Source organism: Rhizobium atlanticum (genome assembly GCF_030182485.1).
Lineage (GTDB): Bacteria > Pseudomonadota > Alphaproteobacteria > Rhizobiales > Rhizobiaceae > Rhizobium.
Map to the genome: position 1 here is coordinate 120,545 of NZ_JAQJCJ010000013.1, position 23,494 is coordinate 144,038.

Below are 23,494 nucleotides of genomic sequence, written 5' to 3' on the forward strand. Positions count from 1 at the left end.
CTCACAACAGATTTGATAACTGTCAATTGACCGCCCGTCAACAACTCTTGTAGTGCTGCGGCATGGAAAATTCCGCTGCTCCGAAACGTTCAGTCACGGTCGCCGACGTCGCGAAGGCTGCACGAGTGTCGAAAGCGACGGCCGCCCGCGTGCTCGGCGGCTACGGCGTCGTCAGCGGCAAGATCAAGGATCAGGTCCTAGCGGCGGCGGCGGCTCTCGAATACCGGCCGAACGAACTTGCTCGCAGCATGAGCACCGGCCGGTCCGGCATCATCGGGATCGTCGTCGGCGATATCGAAAACGCCTTCTTCAGTCTGGCGGTGCGCGGCATCAGCGATGCGGCTCGGCTCGCCGGCTTCGACGTGATCATTTCCAATTCGGGCGAGAAGCTTGAATCGGAGAAATCAGCCGTCGACCTCCTGATCGGTAAGCGTGTCGATGGCCTGATCGTGACACCCGCCCACTGCGACAGCATCCACCATCTCCGGCACGTCGGCCGCGCCGGTATTCCGCTGGTCCTGTTCGACCGGAGCATCCCGGAGCTCAATGTCGACGCCGTGACCGGCGATGATCGCGAGGCCGCCATCGCCGCCGCCCGGTTCATGGTCGAGGCAGGACATCGACGTCTGGCTTACGTCTCCGCCATGGACGCCGAGGACGACGGGCTCACCGATACCGCCCGCATTTCGAATTCTGCCGTGCGTGAACGCGTTGAGGGCTTCGTGAGCGTCCTGACGGAGGCAGGCTTGCCCGACCCTCTTCACTATGTCCGGCTCGGCGCGACGGACCAACCGCACACGGACGCCGTGATCAAACGTCTGCTCTCGGATTCGTCGCCGCCAACGGCGATCCTCGCATCGGACAGCCTGGTGGGGCTGCGCGTCTTCAAGTCACTGCAGTCACTCGGCCTATCAATTCCCGACGATATCTCGATGATTTCCTTTCTGGATGCCGATTGGACGAGCGTTACCGTTCCCCCAATTACCGTCGTCGACCAACGCGTCTATGAGATGGGCAAACTTGCCGGCGAGCGGGTCGTCGCCCGCATCGAACAGATGCCCCTAGCCGTTGAACGGCTACGGGTCAGCACGAGCCTCGTTATCCGCAGCTCGGTCGCAAGGATTGGCCGGTGAGTTTGGTCCTAAGCCGGATGTGAACGACGTCCTAATCGAAAAGCTCACCGTGGCCAATCTGCTCCCGCTTGCCCGGCACGTCGCTAATCACGGGATCGTCCGCAGGATCGGGGTCTTTTTTATTGGCCTCGGTCAAAAACCGCGCCGCCTCAAGGAATGCGACCGAGATTTCCTCGGTTCCCCATCCGGCTTGATTGGCGGCTGCAATCAGCTTCTCCAAAGCGTCGCGCGCAGCAGCGCTCGCCTCTTCGAAGCGCTGAGCGGGAGCCTCGGCTTTTGGCGGTGGAAAGGTCATCGGCGTTCCCTCCATAGTCTGACTATCAGAATGAACGCATCTCATCCGAAATGGATGCACGACCAAGACGATTTAGCGGCGGGTGTGCCGGCTTTCTCGATCAGATGACACTCCGCAAAAGGAACGGGGAGCGCTCCAGCGGACGCTGAGCGAGGATCCTGAGCATCGCCGGACCCCGTATGCCGGCAGTCGTGCGCGTGCGGCCGTCGTGATAGACGACCGTCATGACGTGGTTGCGAATGTCATATCGTATCTCAGCGATCGTCCGGGTGTGAACCGGAAATACGAATTCGTCGGGCTCAGATGTCTGCCCGGAGGTTTTCAAAGTCATCGCGATGCCTCAACGATAACAGCGCCCTGTCCCTCGTCCCCCTGTTCCACTGCACCTGGTGCCGGAAATCATAAGCGCTGAGTGGCCCAATCAAGCATATATTGCGTCCATGGTCGCGTGACATCGGCGTGACATGCAATTATGCCTGATAAAACAGTTTAAAAACAGACGCTTACGGAAGAGACAAAAGCCTGTAAAAGTCGCAAAATCAGTGCAATGTCGCCTGTAATGCGTGGACCCGAGGGGCCTGAGGCCAGTGTTCGCTCTTGCGCGCGAGCGACCGGACAGCCTCGTCCACCGCAAGAACCGTTTCCTTCAGCCGTTCGATCTCATGATCGAGTTCATATCGCTCGACCTCATCAAGATCATGCCTGTCAAGCAACCCTCTCGCCGCTTCGATCAAGCGCTCCGCGCGCCGGACAATATCGAGAGCGCTTCGTATAAGGACGTCGAGCATACATTTCCCTCCTTGCCCGAGAGAGAGTCGGGCAGAATCGGGATGCTGGCAATCCTAAAATCTTGTCAAATCCGCTCGCGCAGCCTCTCGTACAGATCCCTGAGTTCTCGCAAGGCCGCCGGCCCGCGATGGCGCGGCGAGGATAACTGACGCGAGGCAAGCGCCAACAAACCCGCGACAGCAGCCATGAGGGCAAAGGATGATAGCGGATAATTTTTCACCAGAGCTCCGGTCTGGCGAGCAGCCTTTTCGGCGCCGGCCGTGGCCGATCGCCCGACGCTGATGACTTGCTGCTGAAGCCTATCGACCTGTTGCCGCAGAGCGCTCAATTCTGTGCGCAAATCATCCTCGGCCTGGCGGGGGACCCCGACGGAGGCGGTGTTGATATCGATGATCGCTTTCGGAACTGGCTCGCCGATTTTGGCTCCTTCGGTATCAAGCGTCGTCCCCACAGTGTTCTTGCGGCGCGGCATGATCAGGTCTCCTCCTAGTCGTCGTCGAGCGAAAAAATCGGTCGGTAATGGCGCTGGGAAATCACCAAGCTGCGGTCGGGCTGGATAATATAGATCTCCTCGACTTCCCGCCCCCACTGATCCGTGAAGGTGTGCGGGAAGGATGAACCGGCCGGTGATTTCGTCAGCTTTGTGCGGGGCTGCCCGTGATAGGTGATGCTGCCTGGGATGGGCTCCAGCCCCGCCGACGAGTAACTGCCTGCGCTGGTCGTGCAGCCCGTCAGCGCGATAGCCAAAATCAGGCCCGGTCCCATGCTCCGCCTCATCGAATCCTCCAGCTGCTAAGGCATTTGCTTGTCGCACAAGTAACAAGGGGCGCCGGACATTGTTCCAAAACGACGTAGCGCTGGGAAGGAGTTCCTCGTCGAATTGGAACAACCGTGCCGTGGCGCAGTTCGGCAAAGGATCGGCAAAGGAGATGCCACATGAACCGCGAAGCACCGATTGGGCCGAGGCTCCCCGCGACAGCCCGCCAGGCGTTTGGCCACCCGGTCCGGCACCTGACGTCCAGAGACAGAGGCAGGGGCCACCGCCAATCCGTCAACTCTGGATCACCTCATGGCTGACGTCATCGAGGTGGATTTCAAGCTGGTGTGGCAATATCCGGTTTTCATCCGCACCACAGAGAGCGAGCAGCAGCGCATAGAAGGGCCGGACGCGGCACTCGATGCCCTGAACCATCGTTGGTCGACTGTTCGGGGCGCCGGCTATTTCGAGGCGAAGCGGCGCTGCGTCGATGCGCTTCGCCGACGCGGAAGTGCCGAACTGGCGCGCCAACGTTCCATCCAGGCCGCCATTGCCGCCGGTGTTCTCGCCTGAGGCAAAAGGAGCTCGGCACGCCGCTCGAATAGCTGGTCCGTGCGCTAACGCACCAAGGAAACAAGGCGCTTGGTCTCAAACAGGGCCGGCACTATCTTGGTTAAGTGAAGGGCGACGACATAAGCGGCAATCGTGGCGGGCGTTCATGGCAATTTTCTACAGACCGATACTACCGCAGGATTTCAGACGCCTGTCGAAGGCCGTCATGAGCTGGTATCGCCATTTCGGGGTCTCGGTGAGCGAACACGACAGCCAGATCCTGTGCAGCGCCGCGATCCAGCTCTTCAATGACGGCAAGACCGATGTCGACGACCTCGCCGCCGGATTGATCGAGATGTTTCCCGCCCCGGATCTGCTCAAGATCAACGCTCCGACCTCGCAGTCGATCCACTAGCGCCTGCCAAACCCTTCGCTTCGACAGGACCGGCCTCCTGTAAACGAGCGGCGACGCTGCTGACTCGATCTGTGCCACCGCTCTCGGAACAGGGTGCACTTTACCGCGTTTCTAACTTTCCAAGGGAGATGTACTATGGCCAAAACAAAGATTCCGAAGAAGATCGCAGGTTACAAGGTGCCGAAGGCCATCCGAAAGAATTCCATACTGAAAACATTACTGGCGAGCCCCACAGGCCGCGATATCTTGGGAAAGGCGTTGATCGCCGGCGCGGGCGCTGCCGCCGCCGTGCTGGTAGAGGATAGCGACGAAATTGCCGGCGCCGCAAAATCGGGAACGCGCAAGGGCACCAAGACCCTTGGGCTGGTCGGACAGGCCTTTCATAGCGCAACAGATGCCGCGATCGATGTCGTGCGCGACGCAGCCAGTTCGGCGCTCCCGAAGAAGGTTCGGAAACAGGCGGAAGAAAACCCTCGGAAGGGCGTCGCCGTGCATTAGACGCGACGCCGCCCCCAAAGCATTCAAAGCGAAAGCTGGAATCTCTCTTGCGCAAACGCGCCGATAAAGGCGTCTTGTCTCAGGCCAAAGCGGCCGCGACGGCCAAGGCGCTCGGAAAGCTTGTGCGCAAACACCCTCTCATCGCGGCCGAGATTGCCTTGTCGGGAACGGCCAGAGGCATTGCGGTCGCGGCCGAGGAAGTAAAGCACCGCATTCTACCTGATCATGATGTCGAGGAAAACGGAGAGAAGGGTTCCGGGGAAATCGAATGAAACAAACAGGATCTGAAAGGACCGTGGCGAGGCTATCTTGAAGAAACCCCGGCCAAGAGAAGAAAAGAAATTCGATCTCAATGTCATGGAGAAGCCCGAAAGCATTGGCCGAGTCCAAGTCGCTGAGCGTCGCCACTTACCAGCCGCCGACGAAGCTATGCATCATAGAGATCCCGCAGCAGAGCCGGGCACCTGCCACCGTCGAGGATTGATGTTCACTCCGGCAGTGCATAGCGCGTCAGGATAATCTCACCATTTTCGATGGCAATCTCCACTACTTCATTCACGATTTCATTGGAACCGGCGAGTTCCTGCAGCATCGCCGAGAACAATTCGCGCTGCAAGGACGGCAGGACTTGCGGCACGATGATTAACAGTCCGGCATGCAGCTCCTCTTTGGCGTAGAGTTTCCTGAAGTCGCGGGCGTTATTCGTCACGAACGTAAAATCTTCCGCGATGATACGCGGCATCAGATCCCAGTCCGTTTCGCCCCTCAGGCCAAGCCAATTGACATGAAAGCAGTCGTGGCCATGTTCTTGCGCCATGGCCACGAGAGATGTGTGCAGGCATTCATCGATGAGGAATTTCACGAAGCCGTGTCCGAGGATTTCCTCGAACCGGCCTTGGCGAGCGGCAAACGCTTCACCGACTTAACCTTCAGTCCCTGTTCCGACAACTTTTTCGGCCGGCCCCGAGCGGGGTGAGCTGCGGTCCAGATTTCGGCGAATTCCACCATTCGCGCTGAGACGGACGGGTAGCCTTTTACGATTTCAGCGGTGCTGGCGCCTTGCTGTTTCATCGCGGCGATCATGCGCACCGGAACCCGAGTTCCGTTGAATACCGGCTCGCCGCCTGCGACGCCCTTCACGGCTTGAATATTCTGTTCTGCTTCCCGAAGCGCCTCGGCGCGCGCGGCCAATTGCTCCCTCGCCCGCGCAACGTCGATGATCAGATAATCATCTGCTCTCACAGTATCCGCACTGCGGTTCTGGTCGATCGTATCGAACAGGCGTTTGCGGCGCTCCGCGGACAGGATCGATCCTACGCCGTACCAGAGCTTCAGGCGGAGCAGGTCGTCGTCGAAAAGAATCCGACCTTCACGGCCGTGGTGTGCCGCGATAATGCCTTTGTCGATTGCATTGTGGACCGACTTTACAGCAATCTCACTGACAGCTGCGGCTTCGGGGGGGGTGTAGGTTCGCGCTGCGCTTGCCATAATCATTCTCCTTATGAAGAATATATATGGCAGATATCGTTCAGGGTAAAGATCGGCAGCTCGGTCTCTGCCAGCCCCGAGAGCCTCCGAGCCATGAGGTTAAGGAGATCGATCAATGGTTCCGGGGAGTTGAGTGAAATAAACAGGAACTGAAGGAGCTTGGCAGGCTATCCTGAAGGAAACCCAGGCCATATCACGGCGAATTATCTGATCAAGGCTGATAAAAGTCGTATCCACGGACGTCCTAGAAAGAACACCATGGGGCGACCTTCTACGCCGGCAACACCCTGAAAGGGGCCGGCATCCTTCAGGACACGAAACCTTGCCCCGCCGTCAACCGGACAGCTAAAGCTCGTCGCTGCGACGCTTTACCGCGTGTTTTACAGCCAGCAAATGTCGGCGCCGTTCGATCATGTAGTCAGCATAACCGACGCAGATGTAAAGCAATGTCGGGCCGGCGTAGATGAAGATGAGAGCCAGTGCAACAAGGATGAATGCGCTCGTCATGGTCTGTTTTCCGTCATGTTGATCATGTGAAGCGTTGGACCTCGTGCCTTGGGCTCATCAGGTCCAGCGCCAAGTCTTTCCCTCACTTCTCTCTTGCGTCGTGGGTGTGGTGGCGATCATGCTCGCCGCCGCCGCCGGAAACCTTGCTTCGCGTACGTCTGTCCGGCTCGGCTGCCGGTTTCGGTATTTCAAGCGGCGCCTTGGCGTTTTCGTGGGATGCGCCTGGCCCGCCCTGGCGGATCGTCGATGGGCTCTTCTTCGAGGTTGACATCGATGCCTCCTACCTGTCCTGTTGGTAACCCTGATGGGTGGTGTTGACTTTGGTGTTTCCTTGTTGACCCTTCTTTTCAGGGTTTTCGCTGCCGCTTGCCATCGCAGTATCCTCTGCCGCGGTCCGCACGGGCTTGCCGGCTCCCTTGCTGCTGACGTTATCGGCGGGAATGGGGGGTAATCTGCTGCTCATCACCTTGTCCTCATTTGGGATTTCGATTGGAGCTGTGATCGGAATATTGTTCGGTCTGGACCGCCTTGCCATCGAGGCCGCGCGCTTTGGAATGCTGCGTCTTGTCGCGGTTCGAAAGGACCATGTTTTCGGGGAGCTGTTCCTGGTCGAGATTGGTCATCGCGCCGCTGCCGTCACCCTTTCCCTTCGAGCCAGCGCCAATATGCTTCCGGTCGGCATGTGCCATGATTTTCTCCTTCGTTTATCGAGTCAAACATTCAAGGCCCGCGGAGGTTCCGGGCTTGAAACTCAAATCTCCTGACCGCATCCTAGGACTCGCCCAAGTGCCGGTGCAGCTCGTCCTTCCGAATGAATTTGTCGGTGCTGCCCGCTTCATGATCGGGATGCGATACCTTCACATCGAGATGGTCTGGAAGCGACATTGCCTGCTTGGCGTTCATGATGCCCAGCGGCACCCGTCCTCCCTCGGTCTCTACGGCAACTTCGACAAGTGGTTTTGTGGGTTTCATCGCGGCGATCCTCATCCCTGTCTATTGGAAATTCGCCTGCGTCCCGATCGTTCCCTCGCTGCGCGACTTCGCGGCCTTTCTTCCCGCATCGCCGTCGCAATGCGATGCAGCAGGGGGGTCGACGCCAAGTCCTCCAGCGAAACCGACAGCTTCGGTTTCCAGTTGGGGTAGCTGTCGCTCGTGCCAGGGATATTGGTAGGCCTTTTCTCGTCGGTCAGGTCGGCAAGCCGAACCGCGACGAGAAGCGACGGAGTCCGGGCGATGAAGCGGTAGGCGCTGACAGTCAGTTCCCGCAAGGTCTCCCGGCTTGCCCGTGCACTGAGGCGAGCCGGCACGTCGATGCCGGCGGCGCGCAGCGCTGCCTTCAGATTTCGCCGCTCGCGCCGACGATGCCGCAGATGTTTTTCCGTGAGATCGGGCGGCACGATGCCGTGGTTGCGGCGATCCTGGATGTCGGCGCTGCGCCACCAGCCGGCAAGCGTCTGATGGTCGTGGGTCGAAATGCAAGTCAGGCTGAAAATCGGATAGGCATCCGGCGGCTTGAAGCCATTCCCGTCCTGTTCATAGGAGAGAATGCGATACGAGAGGATCTGCGCTGCCGCCAGTTCGTCAGGCAAATCCGGCGGTATCACTCCCAGCGCTTCACCGATGACGAGGCATCGATGCTCAGCGGAGGTCTCGGCCAGGATCTGTAGAAGCCGATGCTCGGGGTAGCTGACATAGGCGCCGCCGTCCGGCCTGCTGCCCAGCGGCACCAGAAAGAGCCGCCGGAGCGCCGGGGCGTGATCGATACGGATCGCACCGGCATAGCGCATGGCGGCGCTTACCATGCGCCGGTAAGGCGAGCTGTCTCCCGCAGCGATCGCGGAAGGCAGATATCCGGCAAGATGCCAGTCCTGCCCCTCTATGGCGAACGGATCGGGAGGGCTGCCGATGGTCGCTTTCGAGATATAGACATCCGGCTCGCTCCATGTCGCCGCTCCGTCGACCGCCTCGCCCACGGCGAGATCGAGATAAAGCCCGATCCGCAGGCCGGCTTCGCGCGCCCGGTCCGCTGCCTGCAGCAGTTGCCGGTGGGCAAGCCACTGCAGCCACATGTGGAAGCGGACCTCGTCCGCATGCCTACGCTCGAATTCAGCGACGGCGGCACTGTCAGAGCGCCGGAAATCTGCCGGCCATCCCTGCCAGCCGGCGCCGGCCCCGCGTCCGGCCATGGAAAGCGAAAGACATTCAAAGAGCGCATGGCGCCGCAAGCTGTTGCCGCCTCGGGTGACGAAGGCATCGAAATCAACGGGATTGTAGGCTTCATGGGCGGCACCCGCCTGCAGCCAGGCGCGCCAGAGATCGCGCAGAGCTCCAAGCTTGGCTCTCGCAACTCCGACATAATCGACGAGGCCCCCCCCGCGAAGTCCCTCCAATTGCCGTTCGAGTTCGGCACTACTGACAAAACCTGGCAATCTATCGACCGCGATATAGAGCGGGTTGAGATGCTGACGGCTTGAAGGTTCATAGGGGCTGCAGCGATCGGGATCGGCAAGAAATGGTGCGTGAAGCGGATTGAGACCGATGAAATCAGCGCCAAGCTTCCCCGCCAAGTCGGCCATGTCAGACAGATCCTCGAAATCTCCGATGCCCCAGTTTCGCGCCGACCGCAGTTCGTAAAGCTGCAGGCTGATCCCCCAGACCCGCGTCTTGAGCAGGAAGTTCGGCAGAAATGACTTGGGAATTGTCTCCTTCGCCGGCCCGGGCTCCTGCTCCCGCCGCGGTGCAACCGTCCCGCGATGGGTGGTTCCTGGCAGATCGACTTCCAAAGCTGAGAGTATCTTGCGTTTGGTGTCGGCGGAAATCGCCACCTCGCCGCCGTCGTCGGGACTGGGCCTGGTCAAGCTGATCCCGTATTGGCGGGCGAGCTTGTCGAGCTCGGCAGACTTCATCGTCCGATCGCCTTCATGCGATGCCCTCGCCTTTCGAGATGCGCCAGATCACTGTCCAGGGCGCCAGTTGACCTCCATCGCAGCTGCCGAGGCGGAAGATCGTTTCACCTTGGTCGCACCGCTTGGGAAGCCGCACCGCCTCGCTGCCGAGGTTGGCGTCGAGATGAAGGCGCCAATCGCCGGCCAGGGTCCAATCGACCGCAAGCGTCGCACCCGCCGAGTAATAGGCCGCGTTTCCGCCGCGGGCGCCCTTCAACAAGGGTACGATTCGTCCATGCCGGAGGCTGAGAAGCTCCCGGTAGAATTCGAGCATTTCCGAAGAGGCGCGTTTTGACCAGTCGAGCTTGGCCGCCGCAAAGGTCGACGGCGCCGTCGGGTCGAGAAGCTCGTCAGCGTCGAAACCCGGCAGGCGCGAAAGCTCCTCGCGCCTGCCCTTCCTGACCTTTTCGTTCAGATCCTCGTCGAAGTCGCAGAAGAACGGAAAAGGTTCTCGCGCACCCCATTCCTCGCCCATGAACAGCATCGGTATCTCAGGTGCCAGCAGGTAGATCGATGTGACGGCCTTGACGGCATTGGTCGGGCTCGAAGCCATGATCCGGTCCCCCAGCGCCCGGTTGCCGATCTGGTCATGGTTCTGGATAAAGGACACGAAGGCGGTGGGCGGTAGGTGGCCACTCGGCCTACCTCGGCTTTCGCCGCGATAGGGCATATGCTCGCCCTGGAACACGAAACCTTCTGCCAGCGCCCGGCCTAGCTTGCCGGCGTCACCGGTATAATCGGCATAGTAGCCGAAGGTTTCACCGGTGGCGGTAATATGCAGCACATGGTGCATATCGTCGTTCCATTGGGCCGTGAACAGCCTCGCCTCGCCGTCTGCGTCACGTTCCAAAAGGTCGCTGTCGTTCTCCTCGTTTTCCACGATCAGATGAACATGCCGGCCACCGGCCGCAGCCTTGACGCGGCGGGCCAGCGCGTGAAGAAGATGCTCAGAACTGTCGTCCTTGATGGCGTGGACGGCGTCTAAGCGAAAACCGTCGAGCCTGACCTCGGTGATCCAATAAATGGCGTTCTCGATGACGAATTCGCGGATCATCTCAGAGCCGTCGCCGTCATAATTGATGCCGTGGCCCCAGGGGGTCCTGTGATGATCGGTAAAGAGCGGCGCGTAAGAGGGGATATAGTTCCCATCGGGTCCGAAGTGGTTGTAGACCGCGTCGAGGAAAACGGAGATGCCGCGCTCGTGCGCCGCATCGACCAGCGCCATCAGATCTTCGGGCCGGCCGTAACTGCTGTCGGGCGCAAAGGGAAGCACGCCGTCATAGCCCCAGTTGTAGCGGCCGGGGAAGTCGCTGAGCGGCATGATCTGCAGCGCCGTGACGCCCAGCTCCCGCAGATTGTCGAGACGCTCGATCGCGGCCTTGAAAGTCCCCTGCGGTGTGAAGCAGCCGATATGCAGTTCGTAGATGACCATCTCCTCCCAAGGCCGGCCGGCCCATTCGCGTGTGCTCCAGCGATAGGCGGCAAGGTCGACCACTTCGCTCGGACCATGCACATCCTGCGGCTGGAAGCGCGAAGCAGGATCGGGAATTTGAAGACCGTCCGGCAGGATGAAGCGATACTGCGTACCAGGGCCGGCATCCGCGACCGCGCACTTATGCCAGCCATCTTCAGCCGCTTGCATCGGGCGCGGATCAGAGCCTTCGATTTTCAACGAAACGCTTTCATGCAGTGGAGCCCAAAGGCGAAACAGAACGCCATCTTCGGTGAATGCGGGGCCGAACATCGTTTTGGTCAAGGGGAGGCCTTCGGTGAAATGTGGATGGGTTTGAGTAACTTTTGTCAGAGCAAAAAGTTTCGGCTGGGTGAAGTGCGCTCAGCGAGCGAGACCTGACCACCGGTGGCGCACGGATACAATCCTCAATTGTTCCAATCTGCCACGCACTTCCTAAGGCAAATCTTTAACCGTTAATTGTATTTTTAATTCAATGTCACCCACAGTTGTCTTTAATGCTATAGCAGACGGGCTACCCAAAGGGATTGGGACGCCCTAACAGGAGAGAACCATGGCCATTTTTGGCAAGATTATTTCTGAATTCGACGGATCGAGCGATCTGGCTCAAGCGGAACGAGAAGCACTGGAAACACTCGAAGCGTTGGGCGAAACCAAACGCGAACTGTTCTCGAAGCAAATTAACCTTTTGATCCTGGATGCCGGGCACGGCACGAACAAAACAGTGCCCATATCCAAGGTACTTCGCACCGACGGCATGTCCAGAGCATTCAGCTCGCACAATATGAAAGACATACCGGAAGTGATCAAAACAGCAGTTGGCGGCTTTATAGAAGGCGGCACCAACAACATCATCGATGGAGTGTTTGCGCTTCTCTCAAAGGCTCTTGAGGTGTTCCTGGGGTCAACCGAAGGTCAATCCATGACGACAAGCAAATACTTCGTCTACGCCACGGATTTTGCGATCTATCGCGTCGATCTGATGGCCTGGTCGAGATCCGTGATGGCCGCCTCGCTGAAGACGAAAATCGAGCAGGCGACCGCCTTTTCCTACGTGCTGTCGAACGTTGACGTCGGAAAGATCACCTGGTCGGACTTCGTTGGGATTTTCGCGCTTCAGCTGGATGAAATCTCGACGCTGACGAAGGAAGAGCGCGACGAGGCAAGGCAGCGCATGAAGGAAACCTGGGACTTCCTGACGGGTGGAGCGGCTTCTGCGGCCGGCGTCGAAGATCTGGCGGTAACACGAGCTCGGATAGAGGCTGACTATAGGCTTCCATTGATCAGCTACAACTAACCGTGCTGCGGCCGACGGTTTCGAAGGAGTCGACAATGCCGACAGTTACAACACCTCCGGCCCTGGTTGCTCAGGAGACATCTTCATGGTGCTTCGCTGCCGCCGAGGTGATGGTCCGGAGCTACCGCAGCCTCCCTGCGGTGTTGCAGTACGACATCGCGAGGAGAACCACGTGGGCGCTAGCCGAGCTCGATCCCGCCGTTCAGGAGCGTTGGGAATTGGCGGAGGCTCTGGACCTCTCCGCCGGGCAGCGGGAAGAGGGTGGAGCCAACCTGCTTAGCCAGGTTGTGCAACTGGTGCGCACGCAATGGAACGCGTTCGATAACGCCGCAACCGGTGGCCGCTTCGTGCAACATCTCACCGCCGAGCTGGTCCGGACGGAGATAGATAACGATCGGATATTTGTCGTTGGCACGGCGATCCACTACTATGTCGTGTACGGGTACTCGGATGACGGCAATGTCCTGGATGTGCGCGATCCTTGGCCGGCGGGACAAGGAGGACTGACGCCGCGGATCGCGTTGGCGGAATTTCTGGGGCTTCCCGCACACGTCACGATCCTTTTCTAGACTAAGAGGCAGATCGAGGCGCTTCCGGCGATAGTTGACGTGTCGCCGGGGCTCAACATGCGACGCCAGGATTCCAATTTCGATCGTCACGCTCTCACATCCCGCGTGGCCGTGTGCTGGGTGTCACCAGACGCGGGACCGACGGGAGAATGCCGGGCAACAGCGGATGCACACTAATCCTCCATAGGAAATAGCAATGGCGATTCTTGGGAATTTCGAGGTCAAGCACATCCGACCGATTGGACAACAAGGCTACGACACATTCTGCAGTGACCAGATGATCGATTTTCTCAGCCGGCTCGGCTTCAACCCGGCGGATATCGCCCGGATCTTCGCCGCTTGGCGTACTGCCGCCCTAGCTGATCCTTACGCCGATAGTGGAGCGTTCGTCCGGTCCGCGAATGTGGTGGCGCAGGCCCGGTGGGACGAGCTTTATCCCACCGACAAGAGCACGCTCATGTTTCTCGACGCCGACCAGCTTGTTTCTCTCAGCAACATCCAGCTGGCCCCTAACAGCGAGTTCTCCTGGCAGGCACCGACGCCATTGGAGATCTGCGTCACGATCCACCGCGACAGCAATCGGCACCACATTATATGGGACGCAACCGGCTTCACCGGTGCAACCGATGCCAACGGCATGATTTCGCACTTCGCAGGACTGATTGTGTGATGTGCGTCAACGTCTGCGTTTAGACTGGATATTTATTGGTCTCGGCCGGCCTCGCCGATCTCCGGCCTCCGCTGAACGCCAACGGCGGCAGTTCAATTATTTCAGCGAGTTAAGCTGTAATCAGCTGACTGCAACGAACGGAACATCCTGACTTTCGGGCAGACGACACACCTTTCGTCAACTTGCAGCCTGCTTTGTCCCATCGCCGCGATGTCCCATGTCGAAGATATTCGGCAGCCGATCCAATATGGCCTGTCCGCGTTAATATCGCGTCTGTCTCGGCCGCCTTTTCCGGCCCCATCACGCCGCCGCGACCGTGGCCCTCAGAGCCTCGTCCATGGCCGCCTGGAGTTGCTCCTGCGTGAACGGTTTCGCCATCCTGAGCATCCGGCCGAGCCCCTGATCCTCGGCAAGCTCGACATAGCCGGAAGCGAGGATAACGGGCAGGTTGGGGAAGGCTGAACGAAGATGGCGTGCGAGCTCGGCGCCCGTCATGCCCGGCATGGCATGATCGGTGATGACGAGATCACACTCCTGTCCGCCAGCGAGGAATTCCAAAGCTTGGGTAGCGGAAGCCGCTTCCCGCGGCAGGTGCCCGAGATCCTCCAGCATTGCCACGGTTCCGGTCCTGACAAGCGCATCGTCGTCGACGACGAGGATGGCAAGCGATCGCGAGACTGCTTTCAAGGGTTCGGCGGCCGCAGGCACGTCCGCCGGCTCTGCCTTTGGAATGCTCTGCGCGACGGGCAGCCAGAGGGAGACGGTCGTGCCCTTCCCTCTTGTGCTCGAAATCTGGATCGAACCGCCCGATTGCGCTGCCAGGCCGTGCACCATCGACAGGCCGAGCCCGGTGCCCTTGCCGATCCCCTTCGTGGTGAAGAATGGCTCGGCGGCGCGCAGAACCGTCGCTTCGTCCATTCCCTCGCCATCGTCCGACACCGATATCTTGATGTAATTTCCACCTGCAAGACCGGCCGGCCGGGTCTCCTCCGCCGCCGCGGCGACCGTCACCGCACCACCACTTTCAAGTGCATCCCGCGCATTGACGAAGAGATTGAGCAGCGCCAGCTCCAGCTGGTTGCTGTCCACCAGCAGCGGCTCCAGATCCGCAGGGATGCGCTTTCGGATCTCGACCCGCGGTCCGACCGCTTTGGCGAGCAGATCCTCGACGTTTTCGAACAGGCGGAGGAAATCGACCGCCTGCGGCTTCAGCTCCTGTCGGCGAGCGAAGGCAAGCAGGCGCTGGGTGAGCGCCGTACCGCGTTCGGCCGCCTGGATGGCGTTCGTCACCAGACGTTCGCTGCGCTCATCCGCCGGAAGCCGCTTCTTGAGCAGACTGAGGCTGCCAAGCACCGCCATCAGAAGATTGTTGAAGTCGTGCGCCACGCCGCCTGTCAGGTGGCCGATCGTATCGAGCTTCTGTGCCTCGAAGAGCTGCGCCAGCGCCTCCTCGCGTTCGCGTGTCCTCTGGTCGATCCGGTGCTCCAGCTCCTCGTTCAGCTGACGCAACTGCGCTGCCGAGGCTTCGAGCTCGGCGGTGCGCTGGTGCACCCTGGCCTCCAGCTCGGCGTTCAGACGTTCGAGTTCCCGCGTCTTCCTGTAGAGATCCGCAAAGACCCTGACCTTGGCCCGCAGCACCTCGGGCACGATCGGGACGGAGACGTAATCGACGGCGCCCACCGCATAGCCGCGCAACCGGTCTGGTTCCGCCAGCATCACGGCGGAGACGAAGATGATCGGTGTGTTCTGATAGCGCGGGTGCTGCCGGATCATGCTGACCAGTTCGAATCCGTCCTGCTCGGGCATGCAGACGTCGACGAGGATCACGGCAATTTCCGTGCGCAGCAGGTGCTCGAAGGCTTCGCGCGCCGATTGCGCCTTGATCAGGTTTTCCTCGAGTTCTTCAAGGATGACCTCATAGCTCAGGAGTTTGGCGGGTTGGTCGTCGACGAGGAGGATGTTGACGGGGTTCATGTCCGGGTCCTCAGCGGTGCAGCCACATACGCAGAGCCGACAGGAGTTGCTCGGTGTTGACGGGCTTTGCCAGGTAGTCCGACGCGCCCGCTTCCAGGCATTTCTCCCGGTCACCCTTCATCGCCTTAGCCGTCAGCGCCAGGATCGGCAGCCGTCGGAAGCGGGGCTCCGAGCGGATCACCTGCATCGTCTCGTAACCGTCCATCCCGGGCATCATGATATCCATCAGCACGATCGCCACCGAGGGCTCGGTGTTGATGACCTCGATTGCCTCGCTACCCGTCGTCGCGGTCAGCACCTTCATGCCGCGACGTTCGAGCACGCTGCTGAGCGCAAAGATGTTGCGGGCATCATCGTCGACGAGCAACACGGTCTCGCCGACGAGATCCTCGTCCGAGCTGTGCAACTCCTGCAGCGTCGCCTGCTTTGCCGCCGGCAGGTCGGCGACCACCCGGTGCAGGAACAACGCCGTTTCGTCGAGCAGCCGCTCGGGCGACTCCACCCCCTTCACCACGACGCTGCGCGCCATGCTGTGCAGCGTGGCGTCTTCCTCAGGCGAAAGCTCCCGGCCGGTGAAGACGACGACCGGGACTTCGGCGATCTCGGCGTCGTCGCGGATCTGCTCGAGCACCTCGAAGCCGGACATGTCAGGCAGCGTGAGGTCGAGCACGACGCAGTCGGCCGAGCCCTGCCGGAGAACCGTGAGCGCCTCCGACCCGGAGCCGACGCTTGTTATGTCGATGTCGTCGTGCCCAAGAAGGGCGGTGACGCTCATGCGCTCGGCTTCGTTGTCTTCCACCAGCAGCAGCTGTTTGCGGCGCGGCTGGGCATAAGCCTTCAGCCGCGACAGCGCCTTGCCGAGACCTTCCGGCGTTGTCGGCTTGCTCATGAAGGCGAAGGCGCCGCGAGTCAGCCCGTGCTGGCGGTCCTCGTCGAGGCTGATGATCTGCACCGGAATGTGTCGCGTCTGCGAATTCTGTTTGAGCTGGCTCAGCACCGTCCAGCCGAGCATGTCGGGCAGGAAGATGTCGAGCGAGATCGCCGACGGCCTGTATTCCTGTGCAAGAACAAGCGCATCGCTGCCGCGCATCGCGACCAACACCTTGAAGCCGTTGTCGCGGGCGAGATCGACGAGGACGCGGGCATAATGCGCATCGTCTTCGACGACGAGCAGCACGGAGTCGCCGGGCTCGATCCGGTGGCGGTCGTCCGCGACATGTTCGGCGGGTTTCTCAGCCCGGCGGGCAGCCGCCTCGGCGAATTCGACGACATTCGCCGCTGCCGGAGCCGACTTCGGCGCCACCGCGCCGGCGCCGACATAGGTGAGCGGCAGGTAAAGCACGAAGGTGCTGCCGACACCCGGCGTGCTGCGCAGCTGGATCTCGCCACCGAGCAGGTTTGCCAGTTCGCGGCTGATGGCGAGCCCCAGGCCGGTGCCGCCATATTTGCGGCTGGTCGAGGCGTCCGCCTGCTGGAACGCCTCGAAGATGATGCGCTGCTTCTCAGGCGGAATGCCGATACCGGTATCGATCACTTCAAAGGCGATGACCGATGGCGCATGCCGGAGCGAAGGATGCTCCGGCGACCAGCCGCTCGCCGCCGAGGCGACGCGAAGTGTGATGCCGCCCTGCGCCGTGAATTTGAAGGCGTTCGACAGCAGGTTCTTGAGGATCTGCTGCAGCCGCTTCGAATCCGTAATGATGCTCTTCGTCACATCGGCGCCGACCTCGATAGCGAAGGACAGGTTGCGGTTTTCCGCCTCGTGCCGGAATGGCCGCGCCATCACTTCGAGCAGATTGCTGACAAAGATCTCCTCGGCGTCGACCGAGACCGTACCGGACTCGATCTTCGACAGATCAAGAATATCGCTGATGAGGTTGAGCAGATCGGTGCCGGCGCCGTGGATGGTCTTTGCGAATTCGACCTGCTTTGCCGAGAGGTTGCCGTCGGGGTTTTCGCCAAGCTGCTGGCCGAGGATAAGGATCGAATTCAACGGCGTGCGCAATTCATGCGACATGTTGGCGAGGAATTCGGATTTGTACTTCGAGGTGAGAGCAAGCTCCGTCGCCTTTTCCTCGAGCGCGCGGCGGGCCTGCTCGATTTCCTGGTTCTTCGCCTCGACTTCGACGTTGCGTTCCTCGAGCTGCTGCGCCTTCTGGCCGAGCTGCTCGTTGGTCTGTTGCAACTCGCGCTGCTGCGTCTGCAGTTCGGCCGCGAGCTGCTGCGACTGCTTGAGCAGGCCTTCGGTCTGCATGGTCGCTTCGATCGAGTTGAGAACGATGCCGATCGAGGTCGTCAACTGGTCGAGGAAGGAAAGCTGCAGCTCGGTGAATTCGCCTGCAGAGGCAAGCTCGATCACCGCCTTCACCTGCCCCTCGAAATGCACCGGCAGGACGATCGCGCTTCGCGGCAGCGTCGTGAACACGCCCGAGCTGATCGGCACGACATTGTCGGGAAGGTCGGTGACGAGGATACGGCGGGCGTCGCTGGCGCATTGGCCGACCAGGCCCTGGCCGAAGTCGAGCCGCAGCGGATGCGCCGCTTCGACGCCCTGCGCATAAACGGAGAGCAGCGACAGGAACGGCTGCTCTTCGTCGGCGTCCACCTGGTAGATGACGCCCTGATGCGCGCCGACCAGCGGCGCCAGCTCCGAAAGCAGCATCTTGCCGACCAGCGTCAGGTCGCGCTGGCCCTGCAGCATGTTGGTGAAGCGCGCCAGATTTGTCTTCAGCCAGTCCTGCTCGGTGTTGCGCTCCGTCGTCAGGCGCAGGTTGTCGATCATCGTGTTGATGTTGTCCTTGAGCTCGGCCACTTCGCCGCGCGCATCGACCTTGATCGACCGCGTCAGGTCGCCCTTGGTGACGGCGGTGGCGACCTCGGCGATGGCGCGCACCTGCGTCGTCAGATTGGCGGCAAGCAGGTTGACGTTGCCGGTCAGATCCTTCCACGTTCCCGCGGTACCGGGAACGTTTGCCTGACCGCCGAGGCGGCCTTCAACGCCGACTTCGCGCGCCACCGTGGTCACCTGATCGGCGAAGGTCGCAAGCGTGTTCGTCATGTTGTTGATCGTCTCGGCAAGGGCTGCCACCTCGCCCTTCGAGGCGACGGTGAGGTTCTGCTTCAGGTCGCCGTTTGCGACCGCCGTCACCACCTTGACGATGCCGCGCACCTGTTCGGTGAGGTTGGCGGCCATGACGTTGACGGTGTCGGTCAGATCTTTCCAGGTACCGGCCACACCGGGCACCTGCGCCTGACCGCCGAGCTTGCCTTCGGTGCCGACTTCGCGGGCGACGCGTGTGACTTCGCCGGCGAAGGCGTTCAGCTGGTCGACCATCGTATTGATCGTGTTCTTCAGTTCGAGGATTTCCCCCTTCACGTCGACGGTGATCTTGCGCGAGAGGTCGCCGCGCGCCACGGCGGTCGTCACTTCGGCGATGTTGCGAACCTGCGTCGTCAGATTGGCGGCGAGCAGGTTGACGTTGTCGGTCAGGTCCTTCCAGGTGCCGGCGACGCCGGGAACGACGGCCTGGCCGCCGAGCCTTCCATCGGTGCCGACTTCGCGGGCGACACGCGTCACTTCGCCGGCGAAGGAGCGAAGCTGGTCGACCATAGTATTCAGCGTGTCCTTCAAGAGCAGGATCTCGCCGCGCACATCGACGGTGATCTTGCGCGACAGGTCGCCATTGGCGATCGCAGTCGCCACCTCGGCGATGTTTCGCACCTGCGCCGTCAGGTTGCCCGCCATGGAGTTGACACTGTCGGTCAGATCCTTCCAGGTGCCGGCAACGCCTGGTACCTGCGCCTGGCCGCCGAGTTTGCCTTCGGTGCCGACTTCGCGGGCAACACGCGTGACTTCGCCGGCGAAAGCGTTCAGCTGGTCCACCATGGTATTGATGGTGTTCTTCAGCTCAAGGATTTCCCCCTTCACGTCGACAGTGATCTTGCGTGAGAGGTCGCCACGCGCCACGGCGGTCGTGACTTCGGCGATGTTGCGCACCTGACCGGTGAGGTTCGAGGCCATGGAGTTGACGTTTTCGGTCAGATCCTTCCAGGTCCCGGCCACACCAGGCACCTGCGCCTGACCGCCGAGCTTGCCTTCGGTGCCGACCTCTCGGGCCACACGCGTCACCTCGGAGGCGAAGCGGTTCAGCTGATCCACCATGGTGTTCAGCGTTTCCTTGAGCTCGAGGATTTCGCCCGAGACCGACACCGTGATCTTCTTCGACAGGTCGCCATTGGCGATCGCCGTGGAGACTTCGGCGATGTTGCGCACCTGCGCCGTCAGGTTGCCGGCCATGGAATTGACGCTGTCGGTCAGGTCCTTCCAGGTGCCGGCGACGCCGAGCACATTGGCCTGGCCGCCGAGCCGGCCTTCGGTGCCGACTTCGCGTGCGACGCGCGTGACCTCGCCGGCAAAGCCGTTCAACTGGTCGACCATCGTATTGATGGTTTCCTTCAGTTCGAGGATTTCGCCCGACACCGGGACGGTGATCTTCTTCGAAAGGTCGCCCTGGGCGACGGCAGTCGCGACTTCGGCGATATTGCGCACTTGGCCGGTCAGGTTGGAGGCCATGGAATTGACGCTGTCGGTCAGGTCCTTCCAGGTGCCGGCCACGCCGCGCACGTTGGCCTGGCCGCCGAGCCGGCCTTCCGTGCCGACTTCGCGCGCCACGCGCGTCACTTCCGAAGCGAAGGCGTTCAGCTGGTCGACCATCGTGTTGATGGTTTCCTTCAGTTCGAGAATTTCGCCCTTCACGTCGACGGTGATCTTCTTCGACAAGTCGCCATTGGCGATGGCTGTGGAGACTTCCGCGATATTACGCACCTGCGCCGTCAGGTTGCCGCCCATCGAGTTGACGTTTTCGGTCAGGTCCTTCCAGGTGCCGGCGACGCCACGTACGTTCGCCTGACCGCCGAGCCGGCCTTCCGTTCCCACTTCGCGGGCGACACGCGTCACCTCCGAGGCAAAGGCGTTCAGCTGATCGACCATCGTATTAATGGTTTCCTTCAGCTCGAGGATTTCGCCCGAAACCGTCACCGTGATCTTCTTCGACAGGTCGCCATTGGCGATCGCGGTGGAAACTTCGGCGATGTTGCGCACCTGAGCCGTCAGATTGGAGGCCATCGAATTGACGTTGTCGGTCAGGTCCTTCCAGGTGCCGGCCACGCCAGGCACCTGCGCCTGGCCGCCAAGGCGGCCTTCGGTGCCGACTTCACGCGCCACACGCGTCACCTCGCCGGCAAAGCCGTTGAGCTGATCCACCATCGTGTTGATGGTTTCCTTGAGCTCCAGAATTTCACCCGAAACGTCGACGGTGATCTTGCGCGAGAGGTCGCCGCGCGCAACCGCCGTCGTCACCTGCGCGATGTTGCGCACCTGGGCTGTGAGGTTGCCGCACATCGCGTTGACCGAGTCGGTCAGGTCCTTCCAGGTGCCGGCGACACCCGGCACCAGCGCTTGACCGCCAAGCTTGCCTTCGGTGCCGACCTCACGGGCGACGCGCGTCACTTCGGAAGCGAAGGAGCGCAGCTGATCGACCATGGTGTTGATCGCTTCCTTCAGCTGCAGGATCTCGCCGCGCACGTCGACGGTAATCTTCTTGGAGAGGTCGCCGTTAGCGACCGCGATCGTCACCTCCGCGATGTTGCGCACCTGCGCCGTCAGGTTCGACGCCATCGAGTTGACGCTTTCAGTCAAGTCCTTCCAGACGCCCGTCACCTCGGGCACCTGCGCCTGCCCACCGAGCTTGCCGTCAGTGCCGACTTCGCGGGCAACGCGCGTCACCTCCGAGGTGAAGACGCTGAGCTGCTTGATCATCGTGTTGACGATATCGGCCGAGCGCAGGAATTCGCCCTTCAGCGCCCGCCCGTCGACATCGAGCGGCACGGTCTGCAAGAGATCGCCTTTGGCGACCGCGGTGATCGTGCGGGTGACCGCCGTGGTCGGCCACAGGAGATCGTCGATCAGACCATTGATCGAGCCTTCCATTTCCGACCATGAACCATCCGACAGGCCGAAGCGCACCCTGGTACTTGTCCGCCCGTCGCGGCCCACGACCTGGCCGACATGTTCGAGCTGCCGGGCCATGCGCTGATTGGCGGCTATGATGTCGTTCAGCGCATCGGCGACTTTGCCGGTCACGCCGGTCAGGTCAGAGCGCATCCGCACGGAAAAGTCGCCGCGCCTCACCGCGACCAGCACTTCTAAAAGGGCGCTGGCATCGTCATACGCCATGCTTTTGTGGTCGTGCCCGTTGATGCTCTCAGCCGCAGCGCCGTCGCGCGAAAATTCACCGGTTTGCGTGCTCACGAAATCCCCCCTGTTCGACAGAGAGTAATTAGTGCTCGACTGGAAAAAGGCTATGGGTGTGCCGCAGGGTTGCAGAGGTAGGCCTAACCCAGTGTCGACGGCCAAACTTTGCCTGCGTGGGAACAGTTTCCCGCTGGCCGTCGTTTCCGTCCTGACAAGGAGAACGACATGTCGAACGTCTCAAGGACAGGGAAAGACGAGATCAACAATGCGACCAGCCCGACGACCTTCGGCAGGTCGGTCGAGAGCCAAGCGCAGATGCAGGATGCCGCGGCGGAGGCATCGTCCGAAACCGGCGGCGAGGTGCTGAACATCTACCGGCTTGAGCCGATCGCCAAACCCGATGATCCCAGATGGGGCAATGCTCCCAATCACGGCGCCATCGTCGTCGCCGCCCGGACGCCGGGCGATGCCAGAATCGTTGCCGCGGCACGCGAACTCGATTTCATGGAAGTCGATGCGGCGCCTGCCGAAGATGTCACCACGGCCAATGCCAGCGCCTTTCGTGACGACAAGCTTTACACCGTGATCGAGATCGATCGGGACAGACGTGATATAAAGCGGGGTATCCTCGACGGCACGGTCTCGGTCGACACAATCCGGCCGGTCGAACAGGACTAGAAATCCTTTCTTCACCCGGGAGTTCTCATGAATACCGCCAATCTGCAGCTCAAGGGCCTGATCATGGCAATGGCCTCGATATGCGACGCGATCGTCGAGAAGGAATTGCTTACGCGCGCGGAAATCGATGCCGCGCTCTCGAAAGCCAAAAAGGCGATCGAGGAGGACGACGACCATGAGCTCTCCGGCGCCAACCTGGCGGCGATCCTGTTTCCAATCCGTGTGCTGCAGCTTGCCGGCGAGGCTGGCAGCAAAGGCGAAGGGGCGACATTTTCGGATTATGCCAAGCTCGTGGGCAAGCTCAGCTGACCATGCTCCAAGGCTTTTCTCTCGATTCCGTCGACGTCGGACCGGGTTTTCTTCGCGTCCGACACGGCGGATCAGGACCAGCCGTTCTTCTCCTCCATGGCCATCCCAGGACGCATATGACCTGGGGGAAGGTGGCGGAGCTGCTGGCGCCCGACTACACGGTCGTCTGCCCCGACCTTCCCGGCTTCGGCCGCTCCTACCAGCCGGCCGATGCTCCCGACAGCAGCAACTCTTCGAAGCGCGCCAAGGCTGAAGCGCTGGTCGCGCTGATGCGGCGACTGGGGCACGAAAACTTCGCGGTGGTCGGCCACGACCGCGGAAGCCTGACTGCCTTCCGCATGGCGATGGACCATCCCGATCGCGTGCAGAAACTCGTCATCGCCGACGGCATCCCCGTGATCGAGCATCTCGAACGCGCCGACTGGAAATTTGCCCGGGACTGGTACCACTGGTTCTTCTTCGCTCAGCCGGAAAAGCCGGAACGGGCGATCATGGCCGATCCCTTGGCATGGTACGACAAACTCTCGCCTGAACTGATGGGAAGGCCGGCCTATGACGACCTTATCGACATTATCCACGATCCAGCCGTGATCCACGGGATGATCGAGGATTACCGCGCCGGCCTCAGTATCGACCACCGCCACGACCGCGAGGACCGCGACGCCGGCCGGAAAGTGACCTGCCCCATGCTGTGCCTCTGGTCGTTGCGCGACGATATGGAACAGATCTATGGCGATCCCGTCGCTATCTGGCGAAACTGGGCCGAGGACGTGCGCGGCTTCGGCATCGACAGCGGCCATCACGTGGCCGAGGAGAACCCACAAGCTCTCTCGCAGGCGATCCGGAAGTTTCTCGAAAACGATAGTGATAGTATCTGGACTTAGGACGTGGTCT

At 61.0% G+C, this 23,494-nt stretch carries 27 protein-coding genes; 11 read left to right on the forward strand and 16 right to left on the reverse strand.

All coding sequences use genetic code 11. The features are described 5' to 3' along the window. Positions 1-62 precede the first annotated feature (62 nt). On the forward strand, positions 63-1,133 hold the full coding sequence (locus tag PH551_RS19625; protein WP_285194499.1) for a LacI family DNA-binding transcriptional regulator: 1,071 nt from the start codon (positions 63-65) through the stop codon (positions 1,131-1,133). Between the two features lie 31 nt (positions 1,134-1,164). Here the strand turns inward: PH551_RS19625 and PH551_RS19630 are convergent, their stop codons facing one another. From PH551_RS19630 to PH551_RS19650, 5 genes are all read right to left on the reverse strand, one after another. Beyond that, positions 1,165-1,428, reverse strand: coding sequence for a hypothetical protein (locus PH551_RS19630; protein WP_285194500.1), 264 nt, complete (start codon positions 1,426-1,428; stop codon positions 1,165-1,167). 100 nt (positions 1,429-1,528) lie between these two features. Then, positions 1,529-1,759, reverse strand: coding sequence for a hypothetical protein (locus tag PH551_RS19635; RefSeq protein ID WP_285194501.1), 231 nt, complete (start codon positions 1,757-1,759; stop codon positions 1,529-1,531). Between the two features lie 208 nt (positions 1,760-1,967). Next, the gene (locus PH551_RS19640; RefSeq protein WP_285194502.1) at positions 1,968-2,216 is read right to left on the reverse strand and encodes a hypothetical protein; all 249 of its coding nucleotides are present in this window, start codon (positions 2,214-2,216) and stop codon (positions 1,968-1,970) included. A 65-nt stretch (positions 2,217-2,281) separates the two neighbouring features. Next, positions 2,282-2,689 carry a hypothetical protein gene (locus tag PH551_RS19645; protein WP_285194503.1) on the reverse strand — a complete coding sequence of 136 codons (408 nt, stop codon included), beginning with the start codon at positions 2,687-2,689 and terminating at the stop codon, positions 2,282-2,284. A gap of 14 nt (positions 2,690-2,703) precedes the next feature. After that, positions 2,704-2,994, reverse strand: a complete 291-nt coding sequence (locus PH551_RS19650) for a hypothetical protein (RefSeq protein WP_285194504.1) — start codon at positions 2,992-2,994, stop codon at positions 2,704-2,706. Between the two features lie 292 nt (positions 2,995-3,286). Here PH551_RS19650 and PH551_RS19655 point away from each other — a divergent pair, with 292 nt between their 5' ends. The 4 genes from PH551_RS19655 to PH551_RS19670 all read left to right on the forward strand — a co-directional run bounded on the left by PH551_RS19655 (position 3,287) and on the right by PH551_RS19670 (position 4,711). Next, positions 3,287-3,547: a DUF982 domain-containing protein gene (locus tag PH551_RS19655; protein ID WP_285194506.1), complete on the forward strand. Its 261-nt coding sequence runs from the start codon at positions 3,287-3,289 to the stop codon at positions 3,545-3,547. A 145-nt stretch (positions 3,548-3,692) separates the two neighbouring features. Continuing rightward, positions 3,693-3,941: a hypothetical protein gene (locus PH551_RS19660; protein ID WP_285194507.1), complete on the forward strand. Its 249-nt coding sequence runs from the start codon at positions 3,693-3,695 to the stop codon at positions 3,939-3,941. A 135-nt stretch (positions 3,942-4,076) separates the two neighbouring features. Beyond that, complete coding sequence (locus tag PH551_RS19665; protein WP_285194508.1) at positions 4,077-4,439, forward strand: hypothetical protein; 363 nt, start codon at positions 4,077-4,079, stop codon at positions 4,437-4,439. Positions 4,440-4,486: 47 nt separating this feature from the next. Then, positions 4,487-4,711, forward strand: a complete 225-nt coding sequence (locus PH551_RS19670) for a hypothetical protein (RefSeq protein ID WP_285194509.1) — start codon at positions 4,487-4,489, stop codon at positions 4,709-4,711. A 215-nt stretch (positions 4,712-4,926) separates the two neighbouring features. Here the strand turns inward: PH551_RS19670 and PH551_RS19675 are convergent, their stop codons facing one another. The 9 genes from PH551_RS19675 to treZ all read right to left on the reverse strand — a co-directional run bounded on the left by PH551_RS19675 (position 4,927) and on the right by treZ (position 11,135). Beyond that, entirely contained in the window at positions 4,927-5,301 is a 375-nt protein-coding gene (locus PH551_RS19675) for a DUF5615 family PIN-like protein (protein WP_285194510.1), read from the reverse strand. Further along, on the reverse strand, positions 5,298-5,927 hold the full coding sequence (locus PH551_RS19680) for a DUF433 domain-containing protein (protein ID WP_285194511.1): 630 nt from the start codon (positions 5,925-5,927) through the stop codon (positions 5,298-5,300). Before PH551_RS19680 ends, PH551_RS19675 begins: the two co-directional genes overlap by 4 nt. A gap of 345 nt (positions 5,928-6,272) precedes the next feature. Further along, positions 6,273-6,434, reverse strand: coding sequence for a hypothetical protein (locus PH551_RS19685; protein WP_221164787.1), 162 nt, complete (start codon positions 6,432-6,434; stop codon positions 6,273-6,275). A gap of 82 nt (positions 6,435-6,516) precedes the next feature. Further along, on the reverse strand, positions 6,517-6,705 hold the full coding sequence (locus PH551_RS19690; protein ID WP_064812628.1) for a hypothetical protein: 189 nt from the start codon (positions 6,703-6,705) through the stop codon (positions 6,517-6,519). 9 nt (positions 6,706-6,714) lie between these two features. Then, the gene (locus tag PH551_RS19695) at positions 6,715-6,897 is read right to left on the reverse strand and encodes a hypothetical protein (protein WP_285194512.1); all 183 of its coding nucleotides are present in this window, start codon (positions 6,895-6,897) and stop codon (positions 6,715-6,717) included. Between the two features lie 10 nt (positions 6,898-6,907). Continuing rightward, on the reverse strand, positions 6,908-7,123 hold the full coding sequence (locus PH551_RS19700) for a hypothetical protein (protein WP_285194514.1): 216 nt from the start codon (positions 7,121-7,123) through the stop codon (positions 6,908-6,910). Positions 7,124-7,205: 82 nt separating this feature from the next. Continuing rightward, positions 7,206-7,406, reverse strand: coding sequence for a hypothetical protein (locus PH551_RS19705; protein WP_285194515.1), 201 nt, complete (start codon positions 7,404-7,406; stop codon positions 7,206-7,208). Positions 7,407-7,417: 11 nt separating this feature from the next. After that, entirely contained in the window at positions 7,418-9,340 is a 1,923-nt protein-coding gene (gene malQ / locus PH551_RS19710; RefSeq protein ID WP_285194517.1) for a 4-alpha-glucanotransferase, read from the reverse strand. Positions 9,341-9,353: 13 nt separating this feature from the next. Beyond that, the gene (gene treZ / locus PH551_RS19715) at positions 9,354-11,135 is read right to left on the reverse strand and encodes a malto-oligosyltrehalose trehalohydrolase (RefSeq protein WP_285194519.1); all 1,782 of its coding nucleotides are present in this window, start codon (positions 11,133-11,135) and stop codon (positions 9,354-9,356) included. 268 nt (positions 11,136-11,403) lie between these two features. Here treZ and PH551_RS19720 point away from each other — a divergent pair, with 268 nt between their 5' ends. The 3 genes from PH551_RS19720 to PH551_RS19730 all read left to right on the forward strand — a co-directional run bounded on the left by PH551_RS19720 (position 11,404) and on the right by PH551_RS19730 (position 13,386). After that, a complete protein-coding gene (locus PH551_RS19720; RefSeq protein WP_285194521.1) occupies positions 11,404-12,147 on the forward strand; it encodes a hypothetical protein in 744 nt (247 codons plus the stop codon). A 35-nt stretch (positions 12,148-12,182) separates the two neighbouring features. Then, entirely contained in the window at positions 12,183-12,716 is a 534-nt protein-coding gene (locus tag PH551_RS19725) for a hypothetical protein (protein WP_285194523.1), read from the forward strand. 196 nt (positions 12,717-12,912) lie between these two features. Beyond that, positions 12,913-13,386 carry a hypothetical protein gene (locus PH551_RS19730; RefSeq protein ID WP_285194526.1) on the forward strand — a complete coding sequence of 158 codons (474 nt, stop codon included), beginning with the start codon at positions 12,913-12,915 and terminating at the stop codon, positions 13,384-13,386. A gap of 300 nt (positions 13,387-13,686) precedes the next feature. On the opposite strand, the gene PH551_RS19735 is transcribed toward PH551_RS19730, so the two are convergent. Together PH551_RS19735 and PH551_RS19740 are read right to left on the reverse strand one after the other, a co-directional pair. Further along, positions 13,687-15,360, reverse strand: a complete 1,674-nt coding sequence (locus PH551_RS19735; RefSeq protein ID WP_285194528.1) for a response regulator — start codon at positions 15,358-15,360, stop codon at positions 13,687-13,689. Between the two features lie 10 nt (positions 15,361-15,370). After that, positions 15,371-21,670: a HAMP domain-containing protein gene (locus tag PH551_RS19740; RefSeq protein WP_285194530.1), complete on the reverse strand. Its 6,300-nt coding sequence runs from the start codon at positions 21,668-21,670 to the stop codon at positions 15,371-15,373. Between the two features lie 168 nt (positions 21,671-21,838). On the opposite strand from PH551_RS19740, the gene PH551_RS19745 reads away from it, so the two are divergent. From PH551_RS19745 to PH551_RS19755, 3 genes are read left to right on the forward strand one after another with little or no spacing between them, the layout of a single operon-like run. Next, positions 21,839-22,291, forward strand: coding sequence for a hypothetical protein (locus PH551_RS19745; RefSeq protein ID WP_097600554.1), 453 nt, complete (start codon positions 21,839-21,841; stop codon positions 22,289-22,291). A gap of 27 nt (positions 22,292-22,318) precedes the next feature. Then, the gene (locus PH551_RS19750) at positions 22,319-22,600 is read left to right on the forward strand and encodes a hypothetical protein (protein WP_085781684.1); all 282 of its coding nucleotides are present in this window, start codon (positions 22,319-22,321) and stop codon (positions 22,598-22,600) included. A gap of 2 nt (positions 22,601-22,602) precedes the next feature. Continuing rightward, positions 22,603-23,484: an alpha/beta fold hydrolase gene (locus PH551_RS19755; RefSeq protein WP_285194532.1), complete on the forward strand. Its 882-nt coding sequence runs from the start codon at positions 22,603-22,605 to the stop codon at positions 23,482-23,484. Positions 23,485-23,494 lie beyond the last annotated feature (10 nt).